Annotated in this window: 15 protein-coding genes; 9 read left to right on the forward strand and 6 right to left on the reverse strand. The window is 67.5% G+C overall.

Annotated features, from left to right (window positions below; genetic code table 11):
* Positions 1–26 precede the first annotated feature (26 nt).
* Positions 27–251, reverse strand: coding sequence for a DUF7455 domain-containing protein (locus tag M1D40_RS06720; protein WP_341392634.1), 225 nt, complete (start codon positions 249–251; stop codon positions 27–29).
* Between the two features lie 262 nt (positions 252–513).
* Here M1D40_RS06720 and M1D40_RS06725 point away from each other — a divergent pair, with 262 nt between their 5' ends.
* A complete protein-coding gene (locus M1D40_RS06725; RefSeq protein WP_461170621.1) occupies positions 514–2,625 on the forward strand; it encodes a DNA gyrase/topoisomerase IV subunit B in 2,112 nt (703 codons plus the stop codon).
* A 107-nt stretch (positions 2,626–2,732) separates the two neighbouring features.
* Here the strand turns inward: M1D40_RS06725 and M1D40_RS06730 are convergent, their stop codons facing one another.
* Positions 2,733–3,713: a M56 family metallopeptidase gene (locus M1D40_RS06730; protein ID WP_341392636.1), complete on the reverse strand. Its 981-nt coding sequence runs from the start codon at positions 3,711–3,713 to the stop codon at positions 2,733–2,735.
* 29 nt (positions 3,714–3,742) lie between these two features.
* Positions 3,743–4,120 carry a BlaI/MecI/CopY family transcriptional regulator gene (locus M1D40_RS06735; RefSeq protein WP_341392637.1) on the reverse strand — a complete coding sequence of 126 codons (378 nt, stop codon included), beginning with the start codon at positions 4,118–4,120 and terminating at the stop codon, positions 3,743–3,745.
* Positions 4,121–4,350: 230 nt separating this feature from the next.
* Between M1D40_RS06735 and M1D40_RS06740 the strand changes: the two genes are divergently transcribed.
* From M1D40_RS06740 to M1D40_RS06755, 4 genes are read left to right on the forward strand one after another with little or no spacing between them, the layout of a single operon-like run.
* On the forward strand, positions 4,351–6,003 hold the full coding sequence (locus M1D40_RS06740; protein ID WP_461170622.1) for a cytochrome ubiquinol oxidase subunit I: 1,653 nt from the start codon (positions 4,351–4,353) through the stop codon (positions 6,001–6,003).
* Positions 6,004–6,040: 37 nt separating this feature from the next.
* Positions 6,041–7,060, forward strand: coding sequence for a cytochrome d ubiquinol oxidase subunit II (gene cydB, locus M1D40_RS06745; RefSeq protein ID WP_341392639.1), 1,020 nt, complete (start codon positions 6,041–6,043; stop codon positions 7,058–7,060).
* A complete protein-coding gene (gene cydD, locus M1D40_RS06750; RefSeq protein WP_461170623.1) occupies positions 7,057–10,551 on the forward strand; it encodes a thiol reductant ABC exporter subunit CydD in 3,495 nt (1,164 codons plus the stop codon). Before cydB ends, cydD begins: the two co-directional genes overlap by 4 nt.
* 34 nt (positions 10,552–10,585) lie before the next feature.
* The gene (locus M1D40_RS06755) at positions 10,586–11,578 is read left to right on the forward strand and encodes a GNAT family N-acetyltransferase (protein WP_461170624.1); all 993 of its coding nucleotides are present in this window, start codon (positions 10,586–10,588) and stop codon (positions 11,576–11,578) included.
* Positions 11,579–11,580: 2 nt separating this feature from the next.
* Here M1D40_RS06755 and M1D40_RS06760 read toward each other — a convergent pair whose 3' ends face one another.
* Complete coding sequence (locus tag M1D40_RS06760) at positions 11,581–12,270, reverse strand: metal-dependent transcriptional regulator (RefSeq protein WP_341392642.1); 690 nt, start codon at positions 12,268–12,270, stop codon at positions 11,581–11,583.
* Positions 12,271–12,357: 87 nt separating this feature from the next.
* Complete coding sequence (locus M1D40_RS06765) at positions 12,358–13,431, reverse strand: hypothetical protein (protein ID WP_461170625.1); 1,074 nt, start codon at positions 13,429–13,431, stop codon at positions 12,358–12,360.
* A gap of 114 nt (positions 13,432–13,545) precedes the next feature.
* On the opposite strand from M1D40_RS06765, the gene M1D40_RS06770 reads away from it, so the two are divergent.
* From M1D40_RS06770 to M1D40_RS06780, 3 genes are all read left to right on the forward strand, one after another.
* Positions 13,546–13,920, forward strand: coding sequence for a metal-sensitive transcriptional regulator (locus tag M1D40_RS06770; protein WP_341392644.1), 375 nt, complete (start codon positions 13,546–13,548; stop codon positions 13,918–13,920).
* 112 nt (positions 13,921–14,032) lie between these two features.
* On the forward strand, positions 14,033–14,227 hold the full coding sequence (locus M1D40_RS06775; protein ID WP_461171020.1) for a heavy-metal-associated domain-containing protein: 195 nt from the start codon (positions 14,033–14,035) through the stop codon (positions 14,225–14,227).
* Between the two features lie 51 nt (positions 14,228–14,278).
* The gene (locus tag M1D40_RS06780; RefSeq protein WP_461170626.1) at positions 14,279–16,699 is read left to right on the forward strand and encodes a heavy metal translocating P-type ATPase; all 2,421 of its coding nucleotides are present in this window, start codon (positions 14,279–14,281) and stop codon (positions 16,697–16,699) included.
* 150 nt (positions 16,700–16,849) lie between these two features.
* Here M1D40_RS06780 and M1D40_RS06785 read toward each other — a convergent pair whose 3' ends face one another.
* A complete protein-coding gene (locus M1D40_RS06785) occupies positions 16,850–19,375 on the reverse strand; it encodes a DNA gyrase/topoisomerase IV subunit A (protein ID WP_461170627.1) in 2,526 nt (841 codons plus the stop codon).
* A gap of 111 nt (positions 19,376–19,486) precedes the next feature.
* Between M1D40_RS06785 and M1D40_RS06790 the strand changes: the two genes are divergently transcribed.
* Positions 19,487–22,189, forward strand: coding sequence for a bifunctional acetate--CoA ligase family protein/GNAT family N-acetyltransferase (locus M1D40_RS06790; protein ID WP_341392648.1), 2,703 nt, complete (start codon positions 19,487–19,489; stop codon positions 22,187–22,189).
* Positions 22,190–22,221: the final 32 nt, after the last annotated feature.

Consider the following 22,221-nt stretch of genomic DNA (forward strand, 5'->3'; position numbering starts at 1 on the left):
ATAACCGGGCCGCCGCTGGCGCGGCGCTAGTCTGCCGGGACTGCTGCGGCCTTGGCCGTCAGGCGGGAAGTCTCGTCCTGCCATTCCGAAGTCAGGGGGCGGAGGTTTGCCTCCACCGCCCGTGCGTGGTGGCCGCAGAAGAGCAGCTCCCCACCCGAGGATTCCAGTACCGCACGTACGTACGCCTGCGCGCCGCAGCGGTCGCAGCGGTCAAGTGTGTTCAGTTCACGAGTAGCTACTGCTGCTGTCATGAAAGCCTCCTAAGGGTGTTGATACTTCATATAACCATCTTTGTGCCCCCAGTCTTCGCAGCCGGGGGCCCCTTTCGCTCTGCGCGTACCAACCGGGCGTTCTGTTGTGAGGTAGTTCACCGGTGCTGAGTCGCTGGCGGGCAGTGTCACCGGTGGGCCTTAACCTTGGAAGTAGCCCGGTTCCGTCCGGGCTGCAGCCGGTCCGCGATCTGCCGACCGAATCTGCCGACAAACGGTCCCAGGCCTGAGGAGTTTCAAACACGTGGCGCCCCGAAACACTGAGTACAACGCCCGCCACCTTTCCGTACTGGAAGGGCTCGAAGCCGTGCGCAAGCGCCCGGGCATGTATATCGGCTCCACAGACTCCCGCGGGCTCATGCACTGCCTGTGGGAGATCATCGACAACTCCGTCGACGAGGCATTGGCCGGATACGGCCAGAGCATCAAAATCATCCTGCATCCGGACGGCTCGGTGGAAATCCACGACGACGGCCGCGGCATCCCGGTGGACATCGAACCGAAAACCGGGCTCTCCGGGGTCGAAGTGGTCTTCACCAAACTTCACGCCGGCGGCAAGTTCGGCGGCGGCTCCTACGCCGCCTCGGGCGGACTGCACGGCGTGGGCGCCTCCGTGGTCAACGCCCTGTCCTCGCGCCTGGACGTGCAGGTGGACCGCGCGGGCAAGACCTACCAGATGAATTTCCGGCGCGGCGAGCCGGGACACTTCGCGGACACGGGCAAGTCGCCGAACCCCGAAGCGAAGTTTTCGCCCTTCCTGGACAGCTCCCGGCTGGAGGTGGTCGGCAAGGCCAAGCGCGGAGTGACCGGAACCCGGATCCGCTACTGGGCGGACCGGCAGATCTTCACCCCGGACGCGAAGTTCTCCTACACCGAGTTGCAGGCCCGCGCCCGCCAGACCTCCTTCCTGGTTCCCGGCCTGCGGATCACCCTGCGCGATGAGCGTCGGCTCCCGGGCACTCCCGGCGAGGCCGGACCCATCGAAGAGGTATTCCAGCACGACGGCGGCATTACCGAGTTCGTTGACTTCCTGGCCGCAGACGCTCCCGTCACTGATATCTGGCGGCTGCAGGGCAGCGGAAAGTTCAAGGAATCCGTGCCCGTGCTCGATGATTCCGGACACAGCAAGATCGCCGAAGTGGAGCGCGAATGCGAGGTGGACATTGCCCTGCGCTGGGGCATCGGATACGAAACGAACATCCGGAGCTTCGTCAACATCATTTCCACCCCCAAGGGCGGCACCCACCAGGCCGGGTTTGAACAGGCCCTGCTGAAGACGTTCCGCAAGGTCATCGAGGCCAACGCCCGCAAGCTCAAGGCCGGCAACGACAAGATCGAAAAGGACGACGTTTTCGCCGGCCTCACGGCCGTCCTGACCGTCCGCCTTGCCGAACCCCAGTTTGAGGGCCAGACAAAGGAGATCCTGGGCACCTCGGCCGTCCGGGCAATCGTGGCCAAGGTGGTGGACAAGGAGATCACCGCACGGCTGAACTCCACCGCCCGCGGCGACAAGGCCCAGTCCGCGCTGCTGCTGGAGAAAGTCGTCTCGGAGATGAAATCGCGCATCTCCGCCCGCCAGCACAAGGAGACCCAGCGCCGCAAGAACGCGCTGGAGACGTCCTCCATGCCGGCCAAGCTGGCGGACTGCCGGATCGATGACAGCGAACGCTCCGAACTGTTCATCGTTGAGGGTGACAGTGCGCTCGGCACCGCCAAACTGGCGCGCTCCTCGGACTACCAGGCGCTGCTGCCGATCCGCGGCAAGATCCTGAACGTGCAGAAGGCCTCGGTGGCGGACATGCTGTCCAACGCCGAATGTGCCGCACTGATCCAGGTGGTCGGCGCCGGTTCCGGACGCAGTTTCCAGCTCGACGCCGCTCGCTACGGCAAGGTGATTTTCATGACCGACGCCGACGTCGACGGCGCCCACATCCGCACCCTGCTGCTCACGCTGTTCTTCCGGTACATGCGGCCGCTGGTCGAGGCCGGAAGGGTCTATGCGGCAGTTCCGCCGCTGCACCGGGTGGAGGTCATCCACCACGGGTCCAAGGCCAACGAGATGATTTACACCTACAGCGAGAAGGAGCTGCACGCCCTGCTGGCGAAGCTGCGCAAGGACGGGAAAAACTACAAGGAGCCCATCCAGCGGTACAAGGGCCTGGGTGAGATGGACGCCGACCAGCTGGCCGAGACCACTATGGATCCGCGGCACCGGACCCTGCGCCGGGTGCGCATCGACCAGGCGGCCGACGCCGAGCGTGCCTTTGAGCTCCTGATGGGCAGTGATGTTGCTCCGCGCAAGGACTTCATTGTCGCGGGAGCGGCCATGCTGGACCGGGACCGCATCGACGCCTAGACAGGCGGTCCTGCGCCCCGGGGCCGGTCGTCGAACGCCGAACACCCCGGAGGCCCGTGGCCGAGCGCCCCGGGGCTCGCGGCGCGGCCGAACACCGCGGCGGCGGGCTAAAGGATGCCCGGTGCTATCAGCAGGGTCGTGGGAACAGCCAGCAGCAGTGCCGAGATGATGAGCACGGCGGTCCGCTGCCAGGCCGGCAGGGGCGGCAGCGGAGTGAGCAGGCGGCTCAGCCGCCGTACCGTGCCCAGCTGCTCCTGCTCGTCAGGGCCGGCCAGCAGGGAAGCGGAAGCGTCCTGCGCTTTTGCCGCGGTGCCCTGAAGGCCCCCTTCCGCGGGCTGTGCGCCGGTTCCCACGATGGCGACGGCGCGGATCAGGGTTTCGGGCTTCACCGTGCGCAGGGCCTCGTCGTCGGCAAGCATCTCAATGAGTTCGTTGACGGACTGCTGGGCCAGCTGCGAGGTCGGCAGCCATGGAAGGGCGGCCCGCCAGGCAGCGAACGCCCACAGGAGCAGATGGTGGCGCTGGGACAGGTGCGCCTTCTCATGGATGAGGACGGCGGAGAGCTCTTCGTCCGAGAGCATCTCCAGCAGTCCGTCCGAGAGGACCGTGACGGAACGCGCCCCGCCGGGCAGGCAGTACGCCACCGGCGCGGGATGGTTGATGACCAGTGTGGCCGGCCGAGTGGCCGAGGGGGAACTCAGCAGAGTGAGCATGCCGCGGTGCCGTCGGCGGCCGCGGCGGATCCGGTAATAGGTCAGCAGCAGCGTGAAGACCAGGTGGATGCTCAGCAGCAGGGCGGCGCTCAGGGCGAAGACATGCACCAGTCCCAGGGTTGTGGCCGGGGACCGGTCCAGCAGGATATTCCAGAGTCCGTGCAGGGCCGAGACGAGGTTGTCGCCGATGGGCTCGAGACCCCACGTGAGCATCGACCCGATCATGGACAGGCCGCCGGCCAGTGCTATGGCCTGCCACAGCACCATGGCCGTGAAGGGGGACCGTGCGGGCCATTTGGCCCGGGACAGGGCAATGGGAACCGGCCACGCCAGCACGAGGGCCAGCGCAGCCAGGCAATATGAGGCCCAAAACACCGCGGCGGAGAGTAGCTGGGGCTACCGGATCAGGCGCCGCCGAGCAGTCGCCGCAGGGTCTCGGCCTCGGTGACCGAAACGGAACCGATGAACCGGGCCAGCACGGCCTCCCGGTCGCTCACCGACCCGAGGACCTCATGCATCAGTTCGGCTGTGTGCTCTGCCTTGGTGGTGACGGCGCGGTAGCGGTGCGGACGGATGTTCCGCTCCCGTTCCACCAGGCCCTTCTTCTCGAGGCGTGAGAGCACGGTGAGGATGGTCGTTACTGCCAGTCCCTTGCCGGTCCCCGTGCCTGCCTCCGGATTGGCCTGCGCCAGTTTTTCGCGCAGTTCGTTTGCGCTGGCCGCCTCCGGGGACTCCCACAGGAGATCCATTGTTGCCCGTTCCAGCTCGCCGAGGGTGGCCATCCGTGTCCCGTCCTTCACATCGTGCAAATCAAAAACCTCCGCTGTTCGTCGCGGTGCGCCGTGTTGCCTGGCGACCGGGCACGAAAGAGAGGTGTGGTGTGTCTAAATGTACAGGTTTTTCGCCGTTAGTTCTACATCACGTAGAAAACTTTTCGGAAGTGCTCTACGATCAGTTTTAGAAACGACTTCTACGCTCTGTAGAACTCTGGTCCGACTAAAGGAATCCTCCCTTGGAAGCACTCGACATTGCCCGCTGGCAGTTCGGCATCACCACGGTCTACCACTTCCTCATGGTGCCGCTGACCATCGGCCTGGGGCTGGTGGTCGCGACCCTCCAGACCATGTGGGTCCGTACGGGAAAAGACGAATACCTGCGGATGACAAAGTTCTGGGGCAAGCTGTTCCTGATCAACTTCATCATGGGCGTGGCCACCGGCCTCGTGCAGGAATTCCAGTTCGGCATGGCCTGGAGCGAATACAGCCGTTTTGTCGGTGACGTCTTTGGTGCACCGCTGGCGCTGGAAGCACTCCTGGCCTTCTTCACTGAATCCGTCTTCCTGGGCCTGTGGATCTTCGGCTGGGACCGCCTGCCGAAGAAAATCCACCTGGCCTCAATCTGGATCGCGACGCTGGCTTCGGTGCTGTCGGCCTACTTCATCCTGGCCGCCAACTCCTGGATGCAGCACCCCGTCGGCGTGGAAATGGTCGACGGCCGGCCGGTCCTGAATGACATTTGGGCCGTGCTGACCAACAACACGCTGCTGGTGGCCTTCCCGCACCAGATCACCGCGGCCCTCTCCGTCGCCGGCGGATTCCTGCTGGGCATTGCCTGGTTCCACCTCTGGAAGCGGCGCCGGGACGGCATCGACACCGTCAATGACGACGGCACCGTCACCGTTGGCTCCCGTCCGGAAACCGGCCGCGACAAGACTGACTACAGCGTCTGGATCAAGTCGCTGCGGATCGGCGCCGTCGTCGCCATGGTTTCCTTCGCCGGCACGGCCCTGACCGGTGACCTGCAGGGCAAGCTCATGTTCGAGCAGCAGCCCATGAAGATGGCGGCTGCCGAGGCAGCCTGCCACGACGGCACCTCCTTCTCCATCCTTTCCATCGGCGACGTCGGAGCCAAGAACTGCGACGACGTCACCGCGGTCATCGAGGTTCCCGGGATGCTGTCCTTCCTGGCGAACGGTAATTTCGACACCGAGGTCAAGGGCGTCAACACACTGATCCCGGAGTACCAGGAAGCGTACGGCACGCACATTCCGGACGATCCCAAGTACGGCGAGCAGGCCGGCACCGAAATCGACTACCTGCCCGTCATGTCAGTGACCTACTGGGGCTTCCGCCTCATGATCGGCTTCGGCGGCATTGCCGCGGCCGCGGCGGCGGCAGCACTGTGGGTGACCCGCAAGGGGACCGTTCCGCAGTCCAAGTGGCTCATGCGCCTGGCCGTGTTCGGCATCCTTGCTCCCTTCGGCGCCAACAGTGCCGGATGGATCTTCACCGAGATGGGTCGCCAGCCGTTTGTCGTGGCACCCAACCCGAGCTTCACCGGCATCGACCAGGTGTTTATGTTCACCGCTGCGGCAGTGTCTCCGGGGGTTTCACGGGCGGAGCTGCTGTTCTCGCTTGCGGCCTTTGTCCTGGTCTACCTGTCACTGCTGATCGTGGAAGTGAAGCTGCTGTTCAAGTTCACCCGCGGCGGAGTTCCGGCCGCGATGCCCGAACTCCTGCACGGCGACGGGCACGACGGCGGTTCCTCCGGCGGCCTCGATTCCGCCGGCGGTGACGACGGAACCGGCAGCGACGGCTCCAACGGCGACGGCTCCGGCGGCGGCAAGACCAAGCAGCCCGACGACGTCCTTGGCTTTGCCTACTAACCTCAGCTTTGCCCACTCAGCAGTCTGGAGCACAGAAGTGATTTCGCTACCCACCCTTTGGTTCATCGTCCTGGCCTTCCTCTGGACCGGATACCTCTTTCTGGAAGGATTCGACCTCGGAGTCGGCATGCTCATGAAGCTCATGGGCCGCAGCGAGAAGGACCGCCGGGTCATGCTCAACACCATCGGCCCGGTGTGGGACGGCAATGAAGTGTGGCTCATCACTGCCGGCGCCATGACCTTTGCCACCTTCCCGCTGTGGTACGCGGCGCTGTTCTCGGCCCTGTACATTCCGCTGGTGTTTGTCCTGCTCGGCCTGATCTTCCGGGCCGTGTCGATCGAATACCGCGGCAAGCACAACGACGACCGCTGGCGCAGCCGCTGGGACTGGGGCATGGCGCTGGGATCCTTCATCTCGGCCTTCGGGGTCGGTGCCGCCCTGGCACTGACCACCACCGGCCTGCCGCTGAACGAAAACGGCGACCGGGTGGGCGGGGCCTTTGCCTGGTTCAACGGATACGCAGTCCTGGGCGGACTCGCCGTCGTTGCCTTCTGCCTGGTCCACGCCTGCGTGTTCCTGGCGCTGAAGACCCGCGGCGACATTGAGGTGCGGGCCCGCCGCGCCGTCGTCCGCTGGCTGCCGCTGGGCGTGCTGCCCATGGCCGCCTGGGCCATTGTGGTGCAGCAGCAGTACGGCAAGGCTCTGACCCTGATTCCGCTGGTGATTGCCGTTGTTGCCGCCGTGCTCTCCTGGACCATGGCGCGCCGGGGCAGGGACGGCTGGAGCTTCACCTACATGGGCCTGTTCCTGGTCGCCGGAGTCTTCACGATTTTCGCTGCGCTGTACCCGAATGTCCTGCCCTCCACGCTGAACCCGGCCTGGAGCCTGACCGTGGAGAACGCGTCATCCTCCGACTACACCCTGACCGTCATTTCCTGGGTCTCCCTCTTCGGCCTGCCCCTGGTGGTGCTCTACCAGGGCTGGACCTACTGGGTGTTCCGCAAGCGCATTACCGCTGAATCCATCCCCGCCGCCCACACGGTGAATGCCCAATGAAACCGGTGCTTCCCGTCAGCGCCGCCAGCCGGCGCGCGCTGTATCTGCTGGGCCTGCTGGCCGCCGTCAAGGCCGCCGGTTTGGTGCTGCTGGCCACCGGGGTTGCTGCCGGCGTTGCCGGGCTGGCCACCGGCGGGCCGGACTGGCGCTGGGTGCTGGCCAACGGCATTGCCGGTGCCGTCCTGCGCTCCGTGGCGGTCTGGGGAACCGAAACCGTCTCCCAGCGCGCCGCCGCGGGCGTCAAGGAGGAGCTGCGCGCTTCGCTGACCTCCCGGGTGCTCGACGACGGCGGGAGCGCCCCGGGAATGGGCAGCGGCGCCCTGAGCGTACTGATCACCCGCGGGCTGGACGGCCTGGACAACTACTACGCGAAGTACCTGCCCGCCCTGGTGACGTGCGCCGTCGTACCCCTGCTGGTGGGACTGCGCATCCTGTCCGCCGACTGGCTGAGCGCGCTGATCGTGGTCCTGACCGTGCCGCTGATTCCGGTGTTCATGATCCTGATCGGGCTGCACACCGGAGACAAGACCGCGGCCGCCGTCGACGCCCTGAACCGGCTCTCGGACAACATGCTCGAGCTCGCCAAGGGCCTGCCGGTTCTTGTCGGCCTTGGCCGCGCCCGTGCCCAGACCCGTGCGCTGCGTGATGTCGCGGACAACTACCGCACCCGCACCCTGGAAACCCTGCGCGTGGCCTTCCTGTCCTCCCTGGCGCTGGAACTGATTGCCACCATTTCCGTGGCGCTGGTTGCCGTGGTGATCGGCGTGCGCCTGGTGAACGGGTCCATGTCCCTGGAACTGGGCCTGCTGGCCCTGATCCTGGCGCCCGAGTGCTACCAGCCGCTGCGGGACCTGGGCACAGCCCACCACGCCAGCGAAGACGGGCTCGAAGCGCTCAAACGCACCAACTCGGTCCTGGACGCCCCCGCTGCCGTACCCCTGGTTCCCGCCAACGCCCCGCACCGGGAAGGCAGCGCAGAGTTTCCGGCCGGAAACGGACTGACCGTCTCGGGGCTGACCGTCCGCTATGCCGGACGCCCCGCACCGGCCGTCAGCAACCTCAGCTTTTCCGTGCCCGCCGGCAGTATCGCCGCGCTGACCGGCGCCAGCGGCACGGGCAAAACCTCAGTGCTGGAGGCGCTCGCCGGGCTCCGCCGCAGCGGCGGGGACACCACCCTCGAAGGTTCCGTCAGCGGCGTCGAGCGGGCCGGCATTGCCTGGATTCCCCAGCACCCCGTGCTCGTGGAAGAGACCGCCGCAGCAGAGATCGCGCTGTACTCCGGGCTGGGAAACGGAGCGGAAGGCCGCCGGGCAGCGGTTGATGCGCTGGCCGCGATCGATTCCCTGCATTTGCTGGAGGCCCGCACCGCTGACCTGAGCCCCGGTGAACAGCGCCGCGTCGCCGTTGCCCGCGCCCTGGCCCGCGTTGCGTCCCAGCCGCAGGTCCGCATCCTGCTCGCCGATGAACCCACGGCCCACTTGGATAGCCGCAGCGCCGCCGCCGTTATCCGTGCGCTGGAGAGCCTGCGGGGTTCCGTGACCGTCCTGCTGGTGGCTCATGACCGGGCGGCGGCGTCCATCGCCGACCGCTTGATCCCGGTGGGCACCGACGCCTTCGACGGGCCGGACCTTTCCGGGACACTTCCGGCCGCAACCGGCGCTGAAACCGGCGCCCCGCTGGATGCCGCCCCGGGCTCCCCGGCTGCCGCACCGGACGCTTCCGCGGTGCTCGCCCCCGCGCCCGCAGCTGCCCGCTGGCAGGAGGAGCTTGACGAAACCGGCACGCACCCGGTGCACCAGCCGCTCTGGAAGAACCTGATGGTTCTGCGCCCGTGGAGCCGGCAGTTCCTTCTGGCCCTGCTCCTGGGCACCGGAGCCACGCTCTTTGCCGTGGCCCTGACCTCGCTGTCCGGCTGGCTGATTGTGCGCGCATTCGAGCAGCCGCCGATCCTGCTGCTGCTCACCGCAATTGTGGGGGTCCGGTTCTTCGGCATTGGCCGGTCTATCCTGCGCTACCTGGAGCGGCTGCAGCTGCATGACGCAGTCTTCCGCGCCACCAACTCCATCCGGATCCGGCTCTGGAACGGACTGCTGCAGCGCCCCGAGGGGTGGCGCCGGCTGGCCCGCGGCGGCGGCGCCCTGGAGCGCCTGGTCGGGGACGTTGATGAACTGCGCGACATTGCTCCGCGCGTCGTGTTTGCCCCGCTGACCGGGTTCTTCACCGCGGTGGCCGCCTGCATCGCCACCGCGCTGCTGCTCCCCGAGGCGCTTCCCGCGCAGATTGCCGTCTGCGTGGTCGGTCTCGTCAGTGCTCCCCTTTTGGCCCACGGTGCTGATGCCGCGGCACGCGCGGCAACCGTGCGGCTGCAGTCCCGGTCCATGTCGGCCATGGCGCGGCTGCTCTCCGCAGCCCCGGACCTGGCGGCCAACAGCAGCGCACCCGAGGTCTTTGCCCGGCAGCAGGAACTGGACGCCCGCGCCTCCGCCGCCGTCCGGCGCAGCGCCTGGGCGCAGGGGTTCGCCAATGCCCTGACCGCACTGGCCTGCTCGCTCGGCGCGCTGTACATGCTGACCCTGGCGGAGTCCGTGCCGGCCACCGTGGCCGCCGTCGTTGTCCTGATGCAGCTGGCGCTCATTGAAGCGTTCAGTGCCGTCAACGGATCCGTCCAGCAGTTCACTGCCTGGCGGACGCTGGGCGACAAGGTGCTGCCCGATCTGGGGACCGACGACGTCGAGCCGCTCGAAGCGCCTGACGCGGAAAGCCGCGCCGAAACGGGCAACCTCGGCGAAGCGAAGCCCGCTGCCTCCGGCGTCCGGGCCGTGGAATCCGTCCAGCTGCGCGGCGTCAGCTACAGCTATCCCGGCCAGGCCCGCCCGGTCTTCAAGGACCTGGACCTTGACCTGTACCCGGACAGCTGGCTGGCCGTAACCGGGCCTTCGGGCAGCGGAAAATCCACGCTGCTGGGCGTCCTGCTCGGCTTCCTGGTTCCGCAGGAGGGAACTTTCTTGATCAACGGGACTCCTGCCGCCGACCTCCCGCCGGCGGCCCGGCGGATGGCCTGGTGCCCGCAGGAAGCGCATCTGTTCGACTCCACGCTGCGCGGCAACCTGCTGCTGGCCCGCGACCGCCGGCAGGCGCCGAGTGACGCTGAAATGGCAGCAGCCCTTGACGCCGTCGGGCTGGGTCCGTTCCTTGCCGGGCTTCCGGACGGTCTGGATACCCGCGTGGGCGGCGGCGGGCACTTCCTCTCCGGCGGACAGCGCCAGCGCCTCGCCGTTGCGCGCGCCCTCCTGACCGAGGCCGACGTCGTGCTGCTGGACGAGCCCACCGCGCACCTGGATGCGGAGGCGGGGGAGCAGCTGATGGCTGACCTCGCCGCCGGGCTGCGGCGCAAATCCGTTGTTGTCGTGACCCATAATCCGGCCGATGCTGCGTGGTGTGAACGGACCCTGGCCCTGGACGGGGCGGTATGTGCCGCGTCACAGGGTTAGGAAGCTCCCGGGGAGAGTGTCTTAAGCTGGGAAAATGACTACCGCGCCTCCTGAAATCCCAGCCCCCACCACCGGCCTTCGCTGGCGGGCCATTACGGCCGAGGACGTCGACAGCTGGCTCGAGCTGATCCGGCGCATTGCCGCCGCGGACAAGCCGGGCTATGTCGAGCAGCGCGCCGACCTGGAACACGTTCTCTCCGCGAGCGGCGACAATCCGGCCCGCGACACCCTGCTGGGCCTGGACCGCGACGGCGTTCCGCGTGCCTACGGATATCTGGTCCGGACCGAAGGGTCGGACAAGATCCACGGGGCCGGGGGAGTGGACCCGCAGTGGCGCAGGCGCGGCATCGGCACCGCCCTGCTGCGCTGGCAGCAGCAGCGTGCCCGCGAGCGGCTGCTGGAATCAGGGCACGAAAAGGGCCTGCTGCGGTTCATGGCGGAGGAAGACAACGCCTCGCACGTCGCACTGTTCCACGCGGCAGGGGCCAAGGTGGTGCGCTACTTCACCGAGATGACCCGGCCGCTGGATGCAGGCATTCCCGATGCTCCCCTCCCGGAGGGGCTGGAATACGTCACCTTCAACGAGGAGATTTCCGAGGCCCTGCGGCAGGCGCACAACGAGGTGTTCCAGGACCACTGGGGCAGTGAAGAGCGCGACACCGAACGGTGGCAGCACAACGTCGAACATCCGCACTTCCGTGCGGACTGGACCTTCGCGGTAATGGATACCGCCGCCGGGGAGATCGCCGGTTACAACATCGCCTCCTTTGACCCGGAGGGGAAGAACCGCCACGGCTACACCGAGGGGTACACCGAACTGCTCGGCGTGCGCCGGAACTGGCGCGGGATGGGCCTGGCACCGGCCATGCTCGGTGAAGCCATGCGCCGGTACAAGGCATCCGGAATGGAACGCGCCGGGCTCGGCGTGGACACGGAAAACCCGTCCGGCGCACTGGGCCTGTACGAGCGCCTCGGCTACGTGCCGACCTACCGCGAGGTCGTTTTCGACCTGCAGGTGCTGCCGTAGCCTTAGTGCGTTTGCTCCCCGCCGGCCGCAGGCAGGACCCAGATCGACTGCGCGGCGGGGAGCCCCAGTTCCAGGCGTTCGCCTGAGGCTGCCAGCGTGAGCGTGCCAGCATAGGCCTGGCGCTGCAGCACCTGCACCTGCACATCCAGGTGCAGTCCCAAATTGGCCAGGTAGCGCAGCAGCTCCGGATCAGTGTCCGAGACCCGGGCAATGGTTGCGGCCGTTCCGGCGTCGCAGGCGCTCAGCCGCACGGCGGCCAGGGGCGGAAAGCTGCCGTCGCGGGAGGGAATGGGATCCCCGTGCGGGTCCCGCACCGGGTAGCCCAGACGCCGGTCGAGCGCGTTGACCATCTTGTCGGAAACCGCGTGCTCCAGATGTTCGGCCTCGTCGTGGACTTCGTCCCAGCCGTAATCCAGGTACTCCACAAGGAACGTCTCAATGAGCCGGTGCCGGCGCACCATGGCCACTGCCTCGCGGGTCCCGGCTTCGGTCAGGGTGATCGAGCCGTAGCGTGCATGCGTCAGCAGCCCCTGCGCCGTCAGCTTTTTGACCGCCTCGGAGACCGACGACGGCGAATTGCCCACGTGCGCGGACAGGGCAGAAACCGTGACCGGTGCATCGGTCCATTCCTGGGCGGTCCAAATGACCTTGAGATAGTCCTCGGATGCGGCTGAAAGCTGATTGGTACCCACCCCTCAAGACTACGTGAAGCCGGTTGCGCGGGTTGCCCTGACGCCGGTCCAGCGGTGCGCGCCCTTGTGCAGGGGGGGTGCCCGTGTCTAGGTGCGCAGGGTCCAGCTGCCGTCCTGTGCCGAGCGGTGCCATTCCTGCCGCGGCCCGCCGGTCTCCCGGACGGCGTCGGTGAGCCAGATGGTCCCGTCCGGATCCCAGCCGGCAATCACCGATGCCGTCGCGTCGTCGATCATCAGCGCCCGGCCGGCATTGCCCAGATAACCCCGGACAGTCAGATGGACTGCGTCCCACTCCCCGGCCACCTGTTCCCAGTCCGGGATCACCCACCGGCCGTCGCGGCCGGTGGTCTGGAACCAGTCATGGCGCCGCGAGGCAGTTACATCGAGCGGGAACCTGCGGCAGAGTGCTTTCCAGTCGGTCTCCGTGTTGATCTCCAGGATCCTGCCTGCTCCGAGAAGGGGAATGGCGGTTGCCTTCTGCCAGCCCAGGGCGTCCTCAACGAGGTTGAGGCCTGCCGGAATCCGTCCCACACTGCGGAGAAGCCCGGTCGGGATGGACCACCAGGAACCGGACACGTGCGCGTCCAGGCCGTACGCCGCCTCCGCCGCCCGCCGCTCCTCCGCGCGTATGCCGCGTCCCCAGTCCGCCAGTCTTTGCCGGGGGTCCTGTCCCAGCGGAGGCGGGGCGTCCGGGTTCTGCCAGTCCACCGCCCACTGCCGGGGCAGGCGGGGTTGCGCACCCGGACTCATGGCCTGCGTTTCCATGACCAGCGCTGCCAGGGGAACGAGTGCCTCGCGGATGACCGGCAGTGCCGCCAGCACGTCCTCGCCCTCCGGCGGCTGCCAGTACCTGGCGCTGTTCACTGCGGTTTCGAACGCGCGCCATACCAGCCCGTCGTCCACACCCGGGGGATTCAGGGCCGCCAGAACAGCCGCCAGTTCTTCGGGGGAAACAGGGCCTGAGCAGCTGCCGTCATCACCGCCGCTGTCCCCGGGCACCATCAGGCCGAAGAGGACACGGCTCGTTCCTTTTCCGGGGTCAAGCTCATAGCCCAGATCGAACACGGCGCTTCTCACCGCAGGGTCCAGTTCTTCCGCCAATTCCAGACACAGGCGGCGTCCCCGGGGCCCTGCAAGCAGAAAATCCGCGTCGTCGCTCATCGAATCATCGTTGCACACGCGGTTTGGAAGCCCCGGCCATACCCCCAGGGGGTACTTGACGGTATACCCCAAGGGGGTATATGTTGGTTCCAAGTTGACCATGAGGAGCGAGATATGACCCAGATTCAGGAACACGGCACCGCACCCGCGGAGGACTCCTCCCTGCAGGGGAATGCCGCGAAGGAGCACACCGGCGCGCATGGCTATGCCACGGACAAGGATGCCTACCTCAAGCGGCTGCGGCGGATCGAGGGCCAGGTCCGCGGAATCGCACGCATGGTCGAGGACGACAAATACTGCATCGACATCCTGACCCAGGTGGCGGCCATCAACAAGGCACTGCATGCCGTCAGCCTCGGCCTCGTGCAGGACCACATGTCCCACTGCATAGTGGATGCGGCACGGGAAGCGGATGCCACCGGCAATCCGGACCTGGTGCAGGCCAAAGTCCAGGAAGCCACTGACGCCATCGGACGCCTCCTGCGCTAGCAGGCACGCCCGCAGTCACTGCGGCGGCAACGTCAACACATCAGCCGAAACGCCGACCCCTAAAACACCCAACAAGGAGAAACCCGTGGAAACCACACTCAACATTTCCGGCATGACCTGCGGCCACTGCGTCGCATCCGTCACCGAGGAACTCGAGGCCCTTGGCGGCGTCGAGTCAGTCAGCGTCGACCTGAACGCAGGCGGGGTCTCGACCGCCGTCGTCACCTCCAGCCGCACCCTTACCTCCGCCGAACTGGGCGAAGCCGTGGCCGAGGCGGGCTACCTCGTGGTGGAAGCCTCAGCCTAACCACCGGTGCCGCACCGGCACCGCACCGCAATTTCCGGAAGGACAGCAGTTATGAGTACCGAAGATCTGCTTCAGCAGCCGCAGCAGCGCGTCGTCAACCTGAAAATTGAGGGGATGACGTGTGCCTCCTGCGTCGGCCGGGTGGAACGCAAACTCGGCAAGCTGGACGGTGTGGAGGCTACCGTCAACCTCCCGCTGGAATCTGCACAGGTGACGGTGCCCGAGGGGATGTCCGACGAGCAGATCCTGCAGACGGTCGATTCCGCCGGCTACAAGGCGCACGTGGTGCGCCCGGCGGGAGCGACCCGCCTCCGCCCCGCGCACGACGAGCATGCCGGCGGCCGGGAGCACAACGGCGGCCCGGCAGACGGCATGCACGGCGAGGACCATCTGGCCCATGGCGGAACGGGCTCTGACCACGGTGACGGCGAAGACCACATGTCGCACGGCGGAACCGCCGCAAGCCTGCGTCCCCGGCTGATCCTGGCCGCTGTCCTGACTGTTCCGGTGTTCCTCGTCTCCATGATTCCTGCCCTGCAGTTCAGCAACTGGGGCTGGTTTGCCGCTTTGCTGTCGCTGCCGGTCGTCACCTGGTCCGCGTGGCCGTTCCACCGGGCCGCGGCCATCAACGCCCGCCATCTGGCGTCAACGATGGACACCCTGGTGTCCATCGGTGTGATCGCGTCCTATCTGTTCTCGCTGGTGACGCTGGCCGCGGATCCGTCGCTGACGGCCCATGCGGGAATGGCGGACATGGGCGGGACGGCTGAAGCCGGCCATGCCAACCTCTACTTCGAGGTGGCCGCGGTTGTGGTCACCTTCCTGCTCCTGGGCCGCTACCTGGAGGCCAATGCCAAAGCCCGCGCGGGGGACGCGCTGAAGGCGCTGCTCAGCCTGGGCGCCAAGGACGCCACAGTGCTGCGGAACGGCTCCGAAGTCCGGGTGCCGGCCGATCAGCTGCAGGTCGGGGACATGATCGTGGTCCGGCCCGGCGAGAAGATCGCGGCCGACGGCGTCGTCACCGACGGGCGTTCCGCCGTCGACGCTTCCCTGATCACCGGTGAATCCGTACCGGTGGAGGTTGGGCCCGGCGACGCCGTTACCGGTGCCACCGTCAACGCCTCGGGCCGGCTGCTGGTCCGGGCCACGCGGGTCGGCAGCGAAACCACCCTGGCCCAGATGGGCCGGATGGTCAGCGCCGCGCAGACCGGCAAGGCGCCGATTGCCCGGCTGGCCGACCGCATCAGCGCAGTCTTCGTCCCCATCGTCCTGGGCATTGCGGTGCTGACCTTCGTCCTGTGGATGGTCTTCACCGGCGACGTGCAGGGCGCCTTCACCGCCGCCGTCGCGGTGCTGGTCATCGCCTGCCCGTGCGCGCTGGGGCTGGCTACCCCGGTGGGCCTGCTCACCGGTACCGGACGCGGCGCCCAGCTGGGCATCCTGATCAAGGGCCCGCAGGTGCTGGAGGACACGCGGACCGTGGACACCATCGTGCTGGACAAGACCGGAACGGTCACCGACGGACGTCTTTCAGTGGTCCGGACCCTGGCCTTCGATCCGGATCAGGATGAGACCGCACTGCTCCGGCTCGCCGGCGCCGTTGAAGCGGCGGGGGAGCACCCCATCGCCGTCGCCATCGCAGCAGCAGCCCTGGAAACCGCCGGACGGGACGCCGAAGGCAACGGCGTCCTCCCCGCGGTGACCGGCTTCGATTCAGCGCCCGGCGGAGGCGTCCGGGGCACCGTTGACGGCCGTGCCGTCGTCGCCGGCCGCCCGGGCTGGCTGGAAGAGAACGGCATTTCACTGGCGGAGGACGCGCGGAACCTGCTCCGGACCGAGCAGGAAGCCGGATCCACCGCGGTCCTCGTCGCGGTGGACGGCCGCGCCGCCGGAATCATCAGCCTGCAGGACAACCTGAAGCCCGGATCGGTGGCGGCCATCGCCCGGCTGCGGGCCCTGGGGCTGCGGCCGGTGCTGCTGACCGGGGACAATGCCGTGGTGGCAGCCCGGGTGGCGGAGGCCGTCGGCATCGCCCCCGAGGACGTACTGGCGGACGTCCGACCGGAGGGCAAGGTGGAAGCCGTCAAGCGGTTCCAGGCGCAGGGCGCCACCGTGGCCATGGCCGGTGACGGCGTGAATGACGCACCGGCACTGGCGCAGGCAGATCTGGGCATTGCCATGGGCTCGGGCACCGACGTCGCCATCGAGGCTGCGGACCTGACCGTGATGGGCAACGATCTGGGACAGGTGGCCACCGCCATCGAACTGTCACGGCGGACGCTGAGCACCATCAAGACGAACCTGTTCTGGGCCTTCTTCTACAACGCGGTGGGCATTCCGGTGGCAGCCCTCGGGCTGCTGAATCCGATGATTGCCGGCGCCGCCATGGCCGCCAGCTCCGTGCTGGTGGTAGGCAACTCGCTGCGGCTGCGCAGCTTCGGAAAGTCGGACCCCGCCCTCACCGCGAAATAGCAGCAAGGGCTCTTCCGAGCTCCCACAGCGGCATCTTCTGCCACCTCGGCGGAAGGTTCGGGCAAGCGAAAGGCCGGGCGGCCCACACAGGGCCCGCCCGGCCTTTCGCTTGTTCCCGGCTCCGGCCGGCTCCGACGGGTGTTCCGGAAGTTAGCCGGCCGCCGGATCAACGCCCGGCTCGACCGGGGTGTTGCTCGGACCGACCTGGTCCACCGGGTTGGTCAGCGGGATGCCGGAACCGTCCCGCCGTCCGTGCTCGGTGGGCAGCGCCCGCGCTACGCCGTTGGCGGCCGCTGCCTTCGCCGGGCCGTGCCCGGCCCACGCCACCACCAGGGCGTCCTCGCCCTTCAGGAACCGGTGTGCGCGGACCCCGCCCGTGGCGCGGCCCTTGACCGGATACTCGGCAAATTCGGTCACCTTCACGGAACCGCCGGGTGTGCCCGGGATGGTCTCGCTGCCGGTGGAAACGGTGACGACGACGGCGGCGGGATCATTCTGCGCCACCACGCCGAAGAACAGCACCCGGTCATCGGCGCCCAGCTTGATGCCGGCCACACCGCCGGCCGTGCGGCCCTGCGGCCGGACCAGGGAGGCGCTGAACCGCAGCAGCTGGGCCTGTTCAGTGATGAACACCAGTTCGTCGGTGTCCTGCTGCGCCACTCCCACACCCACCACTTCATCCTTGGGCTTGAGCGTGATCGCTTCCCAGTCGTCGCGGTTCAGCGGATAGTCGGGATTCACCCGCTTCACAATGCCGTTGCGCGTCCCGAGGGCCACAATCTCGTTCAGCGGCACCAGCCCCACCAGCTTTTCGCCCTTGGCCAGCGTCATGAAGTCCTTGACCGGCACGCCGCCGGCCATGTTGGGCAGGCCCGACGTCGGCGGGAGGGCAGGCATGTCCAGGACCTGGACGCGGACCATCCGGCCCGACGACGTCACCGCCCCGATCTCGCCGCGCGCCGTCGTCTTCACCACGGAACGGAACACGTCGTGCCGCACCCGCTGGCCGGCCTCGGTGAGTGGCTCCTGGTTGGCGGTGCGTGCCAGCTGCCCGGATGTTGTCAGGATGACCCAGCACGGATCATCGGCGATCTCCAGCGGCAGCGCAGCTTTGGCGCCCTTACCGGTGACGGCGGGAGCCGCGGCTACACCCTTCAGGGGAGAGGACGCCTCGGATTCCAGGAGTACGGTCCGCCGCGGCGTGGCGTACTTCGCGGCAACTTCGCCGAGTTCATCGGAAACCAGGGCGCGCAGCCGCGGCTCGGAATCCAGGATGGCCTGGAGCTCCTTGATGGCCAGCAGCAGTTCGTCCTTTTCCTTTTCCAGCTCGATGCGCGAGTACTTGGTGAGCTGGCGCAGCCGCAGCTCCAGGATGTGGTTCGCCTGGATTTCGGTGAGGTCGTAGATGGCCATCAGGCGTTCGCGGGCCTGGGCCGTTTCATCGGACGAGCGGATGATCTGGATGACCTCGTCGATGTCCACGATGGCGATCAGCAGGCCCTCGACCAGGTGCAGCCGCTCCTGCTTCCTGCGCAGGCGGTAGGCGGTGCGGCGGCGGACGACGCCGAGGCGGTGCGCCACGTAGACCTGCAGCAGTTCCACCAGTCCGAGGGTCCGGGGCTGGCCGTCCACCAGGGTGACGTTGTTGATGCCGAAGGAGTCTTCCATGGGCGTGTACTTGTACAGCTGCGCCAGTACCGCGTTGGGGTTGAAGCCGTTCTTGAGCTCAATGACCAGGCGCAGGCCGTGGCTGCGGTCGGTCAGGTCCACGATGTCGGAGATGCCCTGCAGCTTCTTGGACGTGACCGCGTCCTTGATTTTCTCGATGACCTTTTCCGGGCCCACCATGTACGGCAGTTCGGTGACCACCAGGCCGGTGCGGCGGGCGGTCAGCTGCTCCACCTCCACCTTGGCGCGGGTCTTGAAGGAGCCGCGGCCGGAGGCGTAGGCGTCGCGGATTCCGTCCAGGCCGACAATCCGTCCGCCGCTGGGCAGGTCGGGGCCGGGAATGAACCGCATCAGCTCATCGAGCGGGGCGTCGGGGTTCGCGATGAGGTGCTGGGTGGCCGCTATGACCTCGCCGAGGTTGTGCGGGGCCATGTTGGTGGCCATGCCCACGGCGATGCCGGTGGCGCCGTTGACCAGCAGGTTGGGAAAGGCTGCGGGCAGCACTTCGGGCTGCATCAGCTGGTTGTCGTAGTTGGGGACGAAGTCCACCACGTCTTCGTCCAGGTGGTCCGTCAGCGTCAGCGCGGGGGCGGCCAGCCGGGCTTCGGTATACCGCGCGGCGGCGGGACCGTCGTCGAGCGAGCCGAAGTTGCCGTGCCCGTCGATCAGCGGCAGTCGCAGCGACCAGCTCTGGGCCATGCGCACCATGGCGTCGTAGATGGCGGAGTCGCCGTGGGGATGGAGCTTGCCCATCACCTCACCCACGACGCGGGCTGACTTCACATGGCCGCGGTCCGGCCGCAGCCCCATGTCCGCCATCATGTACAGGATGCGCCGCTGGACGGGCTTGAGCCCGTCGCGGGCGTCGGGGAGGGCGCGCGAATAGATCACCGAGTACGCGTACTCGAGGAAGGAACCTTCCATCTCGGTGGTGACATCAATGTCGATGATGTTCTCGGCGATGATTTCGCCGGGTGCGGTTTTGGAGACGGTTTGGCGCCGGGCCATGCTGTTGTCGGGTCCTTGCAGTTAGGGGGTAAACGGGTGTGCAGGGGGCGGCGGCGCGGCGGCCGGAGCGCCCTGCAGACAGCGGAGAAAAATTCCCACTACTCTGAGTCTATGGCGGAGCAGGGACATTACCCCGAATATTGGGAAGCTGACGTGGTGTTGCGGGACGGCGGCACCGGGCATCTGAGACCGGTAACACCGGAGGATGCGCAGGCCCTGCAGGAGTTCCACATGAAGCAGTCGCAGAGTTCCATCTACCTGCGGTTCTTCACCTACAAGGCCAAGCTGAGCAACAAGGAGCTGGCCCGCTTCACCAACGTGGACTACCGGGACCGGGTGGCGTTTGTCATCACCATCGGTTCGGAAATCATCGGCATCGGGCGCTATGACCGCCTGGACGATCCCACCGAGGCCGAGGTCGCGTTCAACATTGCCGACGGACACCAGGGCAGGGGACTGGGGTCCATCCTGCTGGAGCACCTGGCCGCCGCGGCGCGGGAAAACGGCATCCGCCGCTTCTCCGCGGAGGTGCTGCCCGAGAACCGGAAAATGATCGGCGTCTTTGCCGACGCGGGCTATGAAGTCCGCCGGCACTTCGACGACGGCGTCATTGCCCTTGATTTCAACATTGACCCCACGGAGAAGTCACGGGCGGTAATGGAGGCGCGCGAGCACCGGGCCGAGGCCCGCAGCGTAGCCGATCTGCTGGCGCCGTCGTCGGTGGCGGTGATCGGTGCCAGCCGCGAGTGGGGATCCGTGGGCTACCAGCTCCTCGAACACATCATCGAGGGCGGTTTCACCGGGTCCGTCTACGCCGTCAACCCCGAAGCCTTCGAACTGGCGGGCATGGTCTGCTACGCACGGATCGCGGACGTGCCGGAGCCCGTGCAGCTGGCCGTCATCGCCGTGCCGTATGACCAGGTGCTGACGGTCGCCGAGGAATGCGCCCGCGCCGGGGTCAAGGAACTGCTGGTGGCCACCGCAGGATTCGCGAACGACGGCGAACGCGGCCTGGCCCGGCAGCGCCGCCTGGTCCGGCACGCCCGCGCGAACGGCATGCGGGTGGTCGGCCCGGCGTCCCTGGGCCTGATCAACACCCGCCCCGACGTCTCCCTCAACGCCTCCATGGCGCCCTCCCTGCCCCGGCGCGGCGGACTGGGCCTGTTCAGCCAGTCCGCCGGAATCGGCGTCCTGCTCTACGCTGCGGCGCAGCGCCGCAGCCTCGGGCTGTCCTCCACCATCTCCGCCGGCAACCGGGCCGATGTCTCCGGCAACGACGCCATGCAGTACTGGGAAGATGACACGGACACCCGGGTGGTGGGCATGTACCTGGAGTCCGTGGGCAACCCCCGCAAGTTCTCCCGCATCGCCCGCCGGCTCGCCACCTCCAAGCCCGTCATTGTCGCCAAGTCCGACGTGACCGGACTGAAGCTGCCCCCGGGCCATGCCGTGCGGACCACGCAGGCGCCGGCCGGTGCCCTGGACGCGATGCTGCGCCAATCCGGCGTCATCCGGGTCAACACCAATGAGCAGCTGATGGACGTGGCGCAGATTGCCGTCAGCCAGCCGCTGCCGGCGGGCCGTTCACTAGCAGTTTTCAGCAACAACGCCGCCCTGGGCCGGGTGGTGGCGGACGCCGCCCTGGCCCTGGACCTGGAGCTCGGCAGCCTGCAGACCGACCTCGTTCTGGACACCGGCATGAGCGTCGCCCTGCCGCTGCTGCGTGCCGCCGTTACCAAGACCCTCGCCGACGACGCGGTGCATGCCGCCGTCGTGACCCTGCTGCCTTCACCGGGGCTGACGATGGAGAAAATCGCGCAGTGCCTCCAGGACTGCGCGGCGGAGACCGGCAAACCCGTGGTGGCTGCCTTCACCGGCATCATGGACCCCGGCGCGCACGTGGAGGGGCTCCTGAACACCGGAAGCGGTGAGAGTGAAAGCGCGGGTCGCCAGGCCGGTCTGCCCTGCTTCGCCAGCCCGGGGGCCGCCGTCGCGGCGCTCGCCTCCCTGGTCCGTTACACGGAATGGTCCGCCCGCGACCACGGGCACTTTGTTGAACCCGCCGGCGCCGATCCCGACGCCGCCCACGCCTTCGTCGACCAGCTCCTGCCGCGCGTTACGGGCGACGGGCTCATGCGCCTGAGCTCCGCCGAAACCACCGCGCTGCTGCGCTTCTACGGAGTGGAACTGCTGCCTTCGGTGCCCTTCAGCACCTCCGAGGAGGCAGTGGCGGCGGCGGACTCGCTGGGCTGGCCGGTGGTGATCAAGACCATGGATGAGCATCTGCGGCACCGGCTGGACCTGGGCGGCGTCCGGCTGAACATTTCCACCCCCGAGGAGCTGCTCACCAACATCGCACAGATGAAGCAGGCGCTGGAGCCGTACGGCAGTTTCGAGCTGGAAGTGCAGTCCATGGCGCCGTCGGGACAGGGCTGCACGGTGCGGGCGATCGAGGATCCGCTGCTGGGTCCGGTGCTGTCCTTTGGCCTGGCCGGTGACGCCGTGAACCTTCTGGATGACTGGGCGCACGGGATTCCGCCGCTGACGGACACCGACGTCGCCGACCTGGTGCGCGCGCCGCGTGCCTCCGGAAAGCTCTTCGGCTACCAGGGGCTGCCCAAGGCCAACGTGGCTGCCCTCGAGGACCTGATCTCGCGCCTGGCCCTGCTCAAGGACGAGCACCCGGAGATTGCACTGCTGGAGATCAACCCCGTGCTGGTCTCCACCACCGGGGTCACCGTGCTCAGCGCAGACATCCGGCTCGGCAATCCGCAGCAGCGAACGGACAGCGCCCGGCGGGCGATGCGGGATTAATACTCGGAACCAGCCTCCGGCTACCCGTCCGC

The organism is Arthrobacter sp. Z1-15 (assembly GCF_054792395.1).

Coding starts and splice junctions, on each gene's coding strand:
- M1D40_RS06780 (WP_461170626.1), top strand. CDS start 14,279: ATGAGTACCGAAGATCTGCTTCAGCAGCCGCAGCAGCGCGTCGTCAAC.
- M1D40_RS06735 (WP_341392637.1), bottom strand. CDS start 4,120: ATGGCCACCCTCGGCGAGCTGGAACGGGCAACAATGGATCTCCTGTGG.
- cydD (WP_461170623.1), top strand. CDS start 7,057: ATGAAACCGGTGCTTCCCGTCAGCGCCGCCAGCCGGCGCGCGCTGTAT.
- M1D40_RS06765 (WP_461170625.1), bottom strand. CDS start 13,431: ATGAGCGACGACGCGGATTTTCTGCTTGCAGGGCCCCGGGGACGCCGC.
- M1D40_RS06775 (WP_461171020.1), top strand. CDS start 14,033: ATGACCTGCGGCCACTGCGTCGCATCCGTCACCGAGGAACTCGAGGCC.
- M1D40_RS06790 (WP_341392648.1), top strand. CDS start 19,487: ATGGCGGAGCAGGGACATTACCCCGAATATTGGGAAGCTGACGTGGTG.
- M1D40_RS06785 (WP_461170627.1), bottom strand. CDS start 19,375: ATGGCCCGGCGCCAAACCGTCTCCAAAACCGCACCCGGCGAAATCATC.
- M1D40_RS06770 (WP_341392644.1), top strand. CDS start 13,546: ATGACCCAGATTCAGGAACACGGCACCGCACCCGCGGAGGACTCCTCC.
- M1D40_RS06755 (WP_461170624.1), top strand. CDS start 10,586: ATGACTACCGCGCCTCCTGAAATCCCAGCCCCCACCACCGGCCTTCGC.
- M1D40_RS06720 (WP_341392634.1), bottom strand. CDS start 251: ATGACAGCAGCAGTAGCTACTCGTGAACTGAACACACTTGACCGCTGC.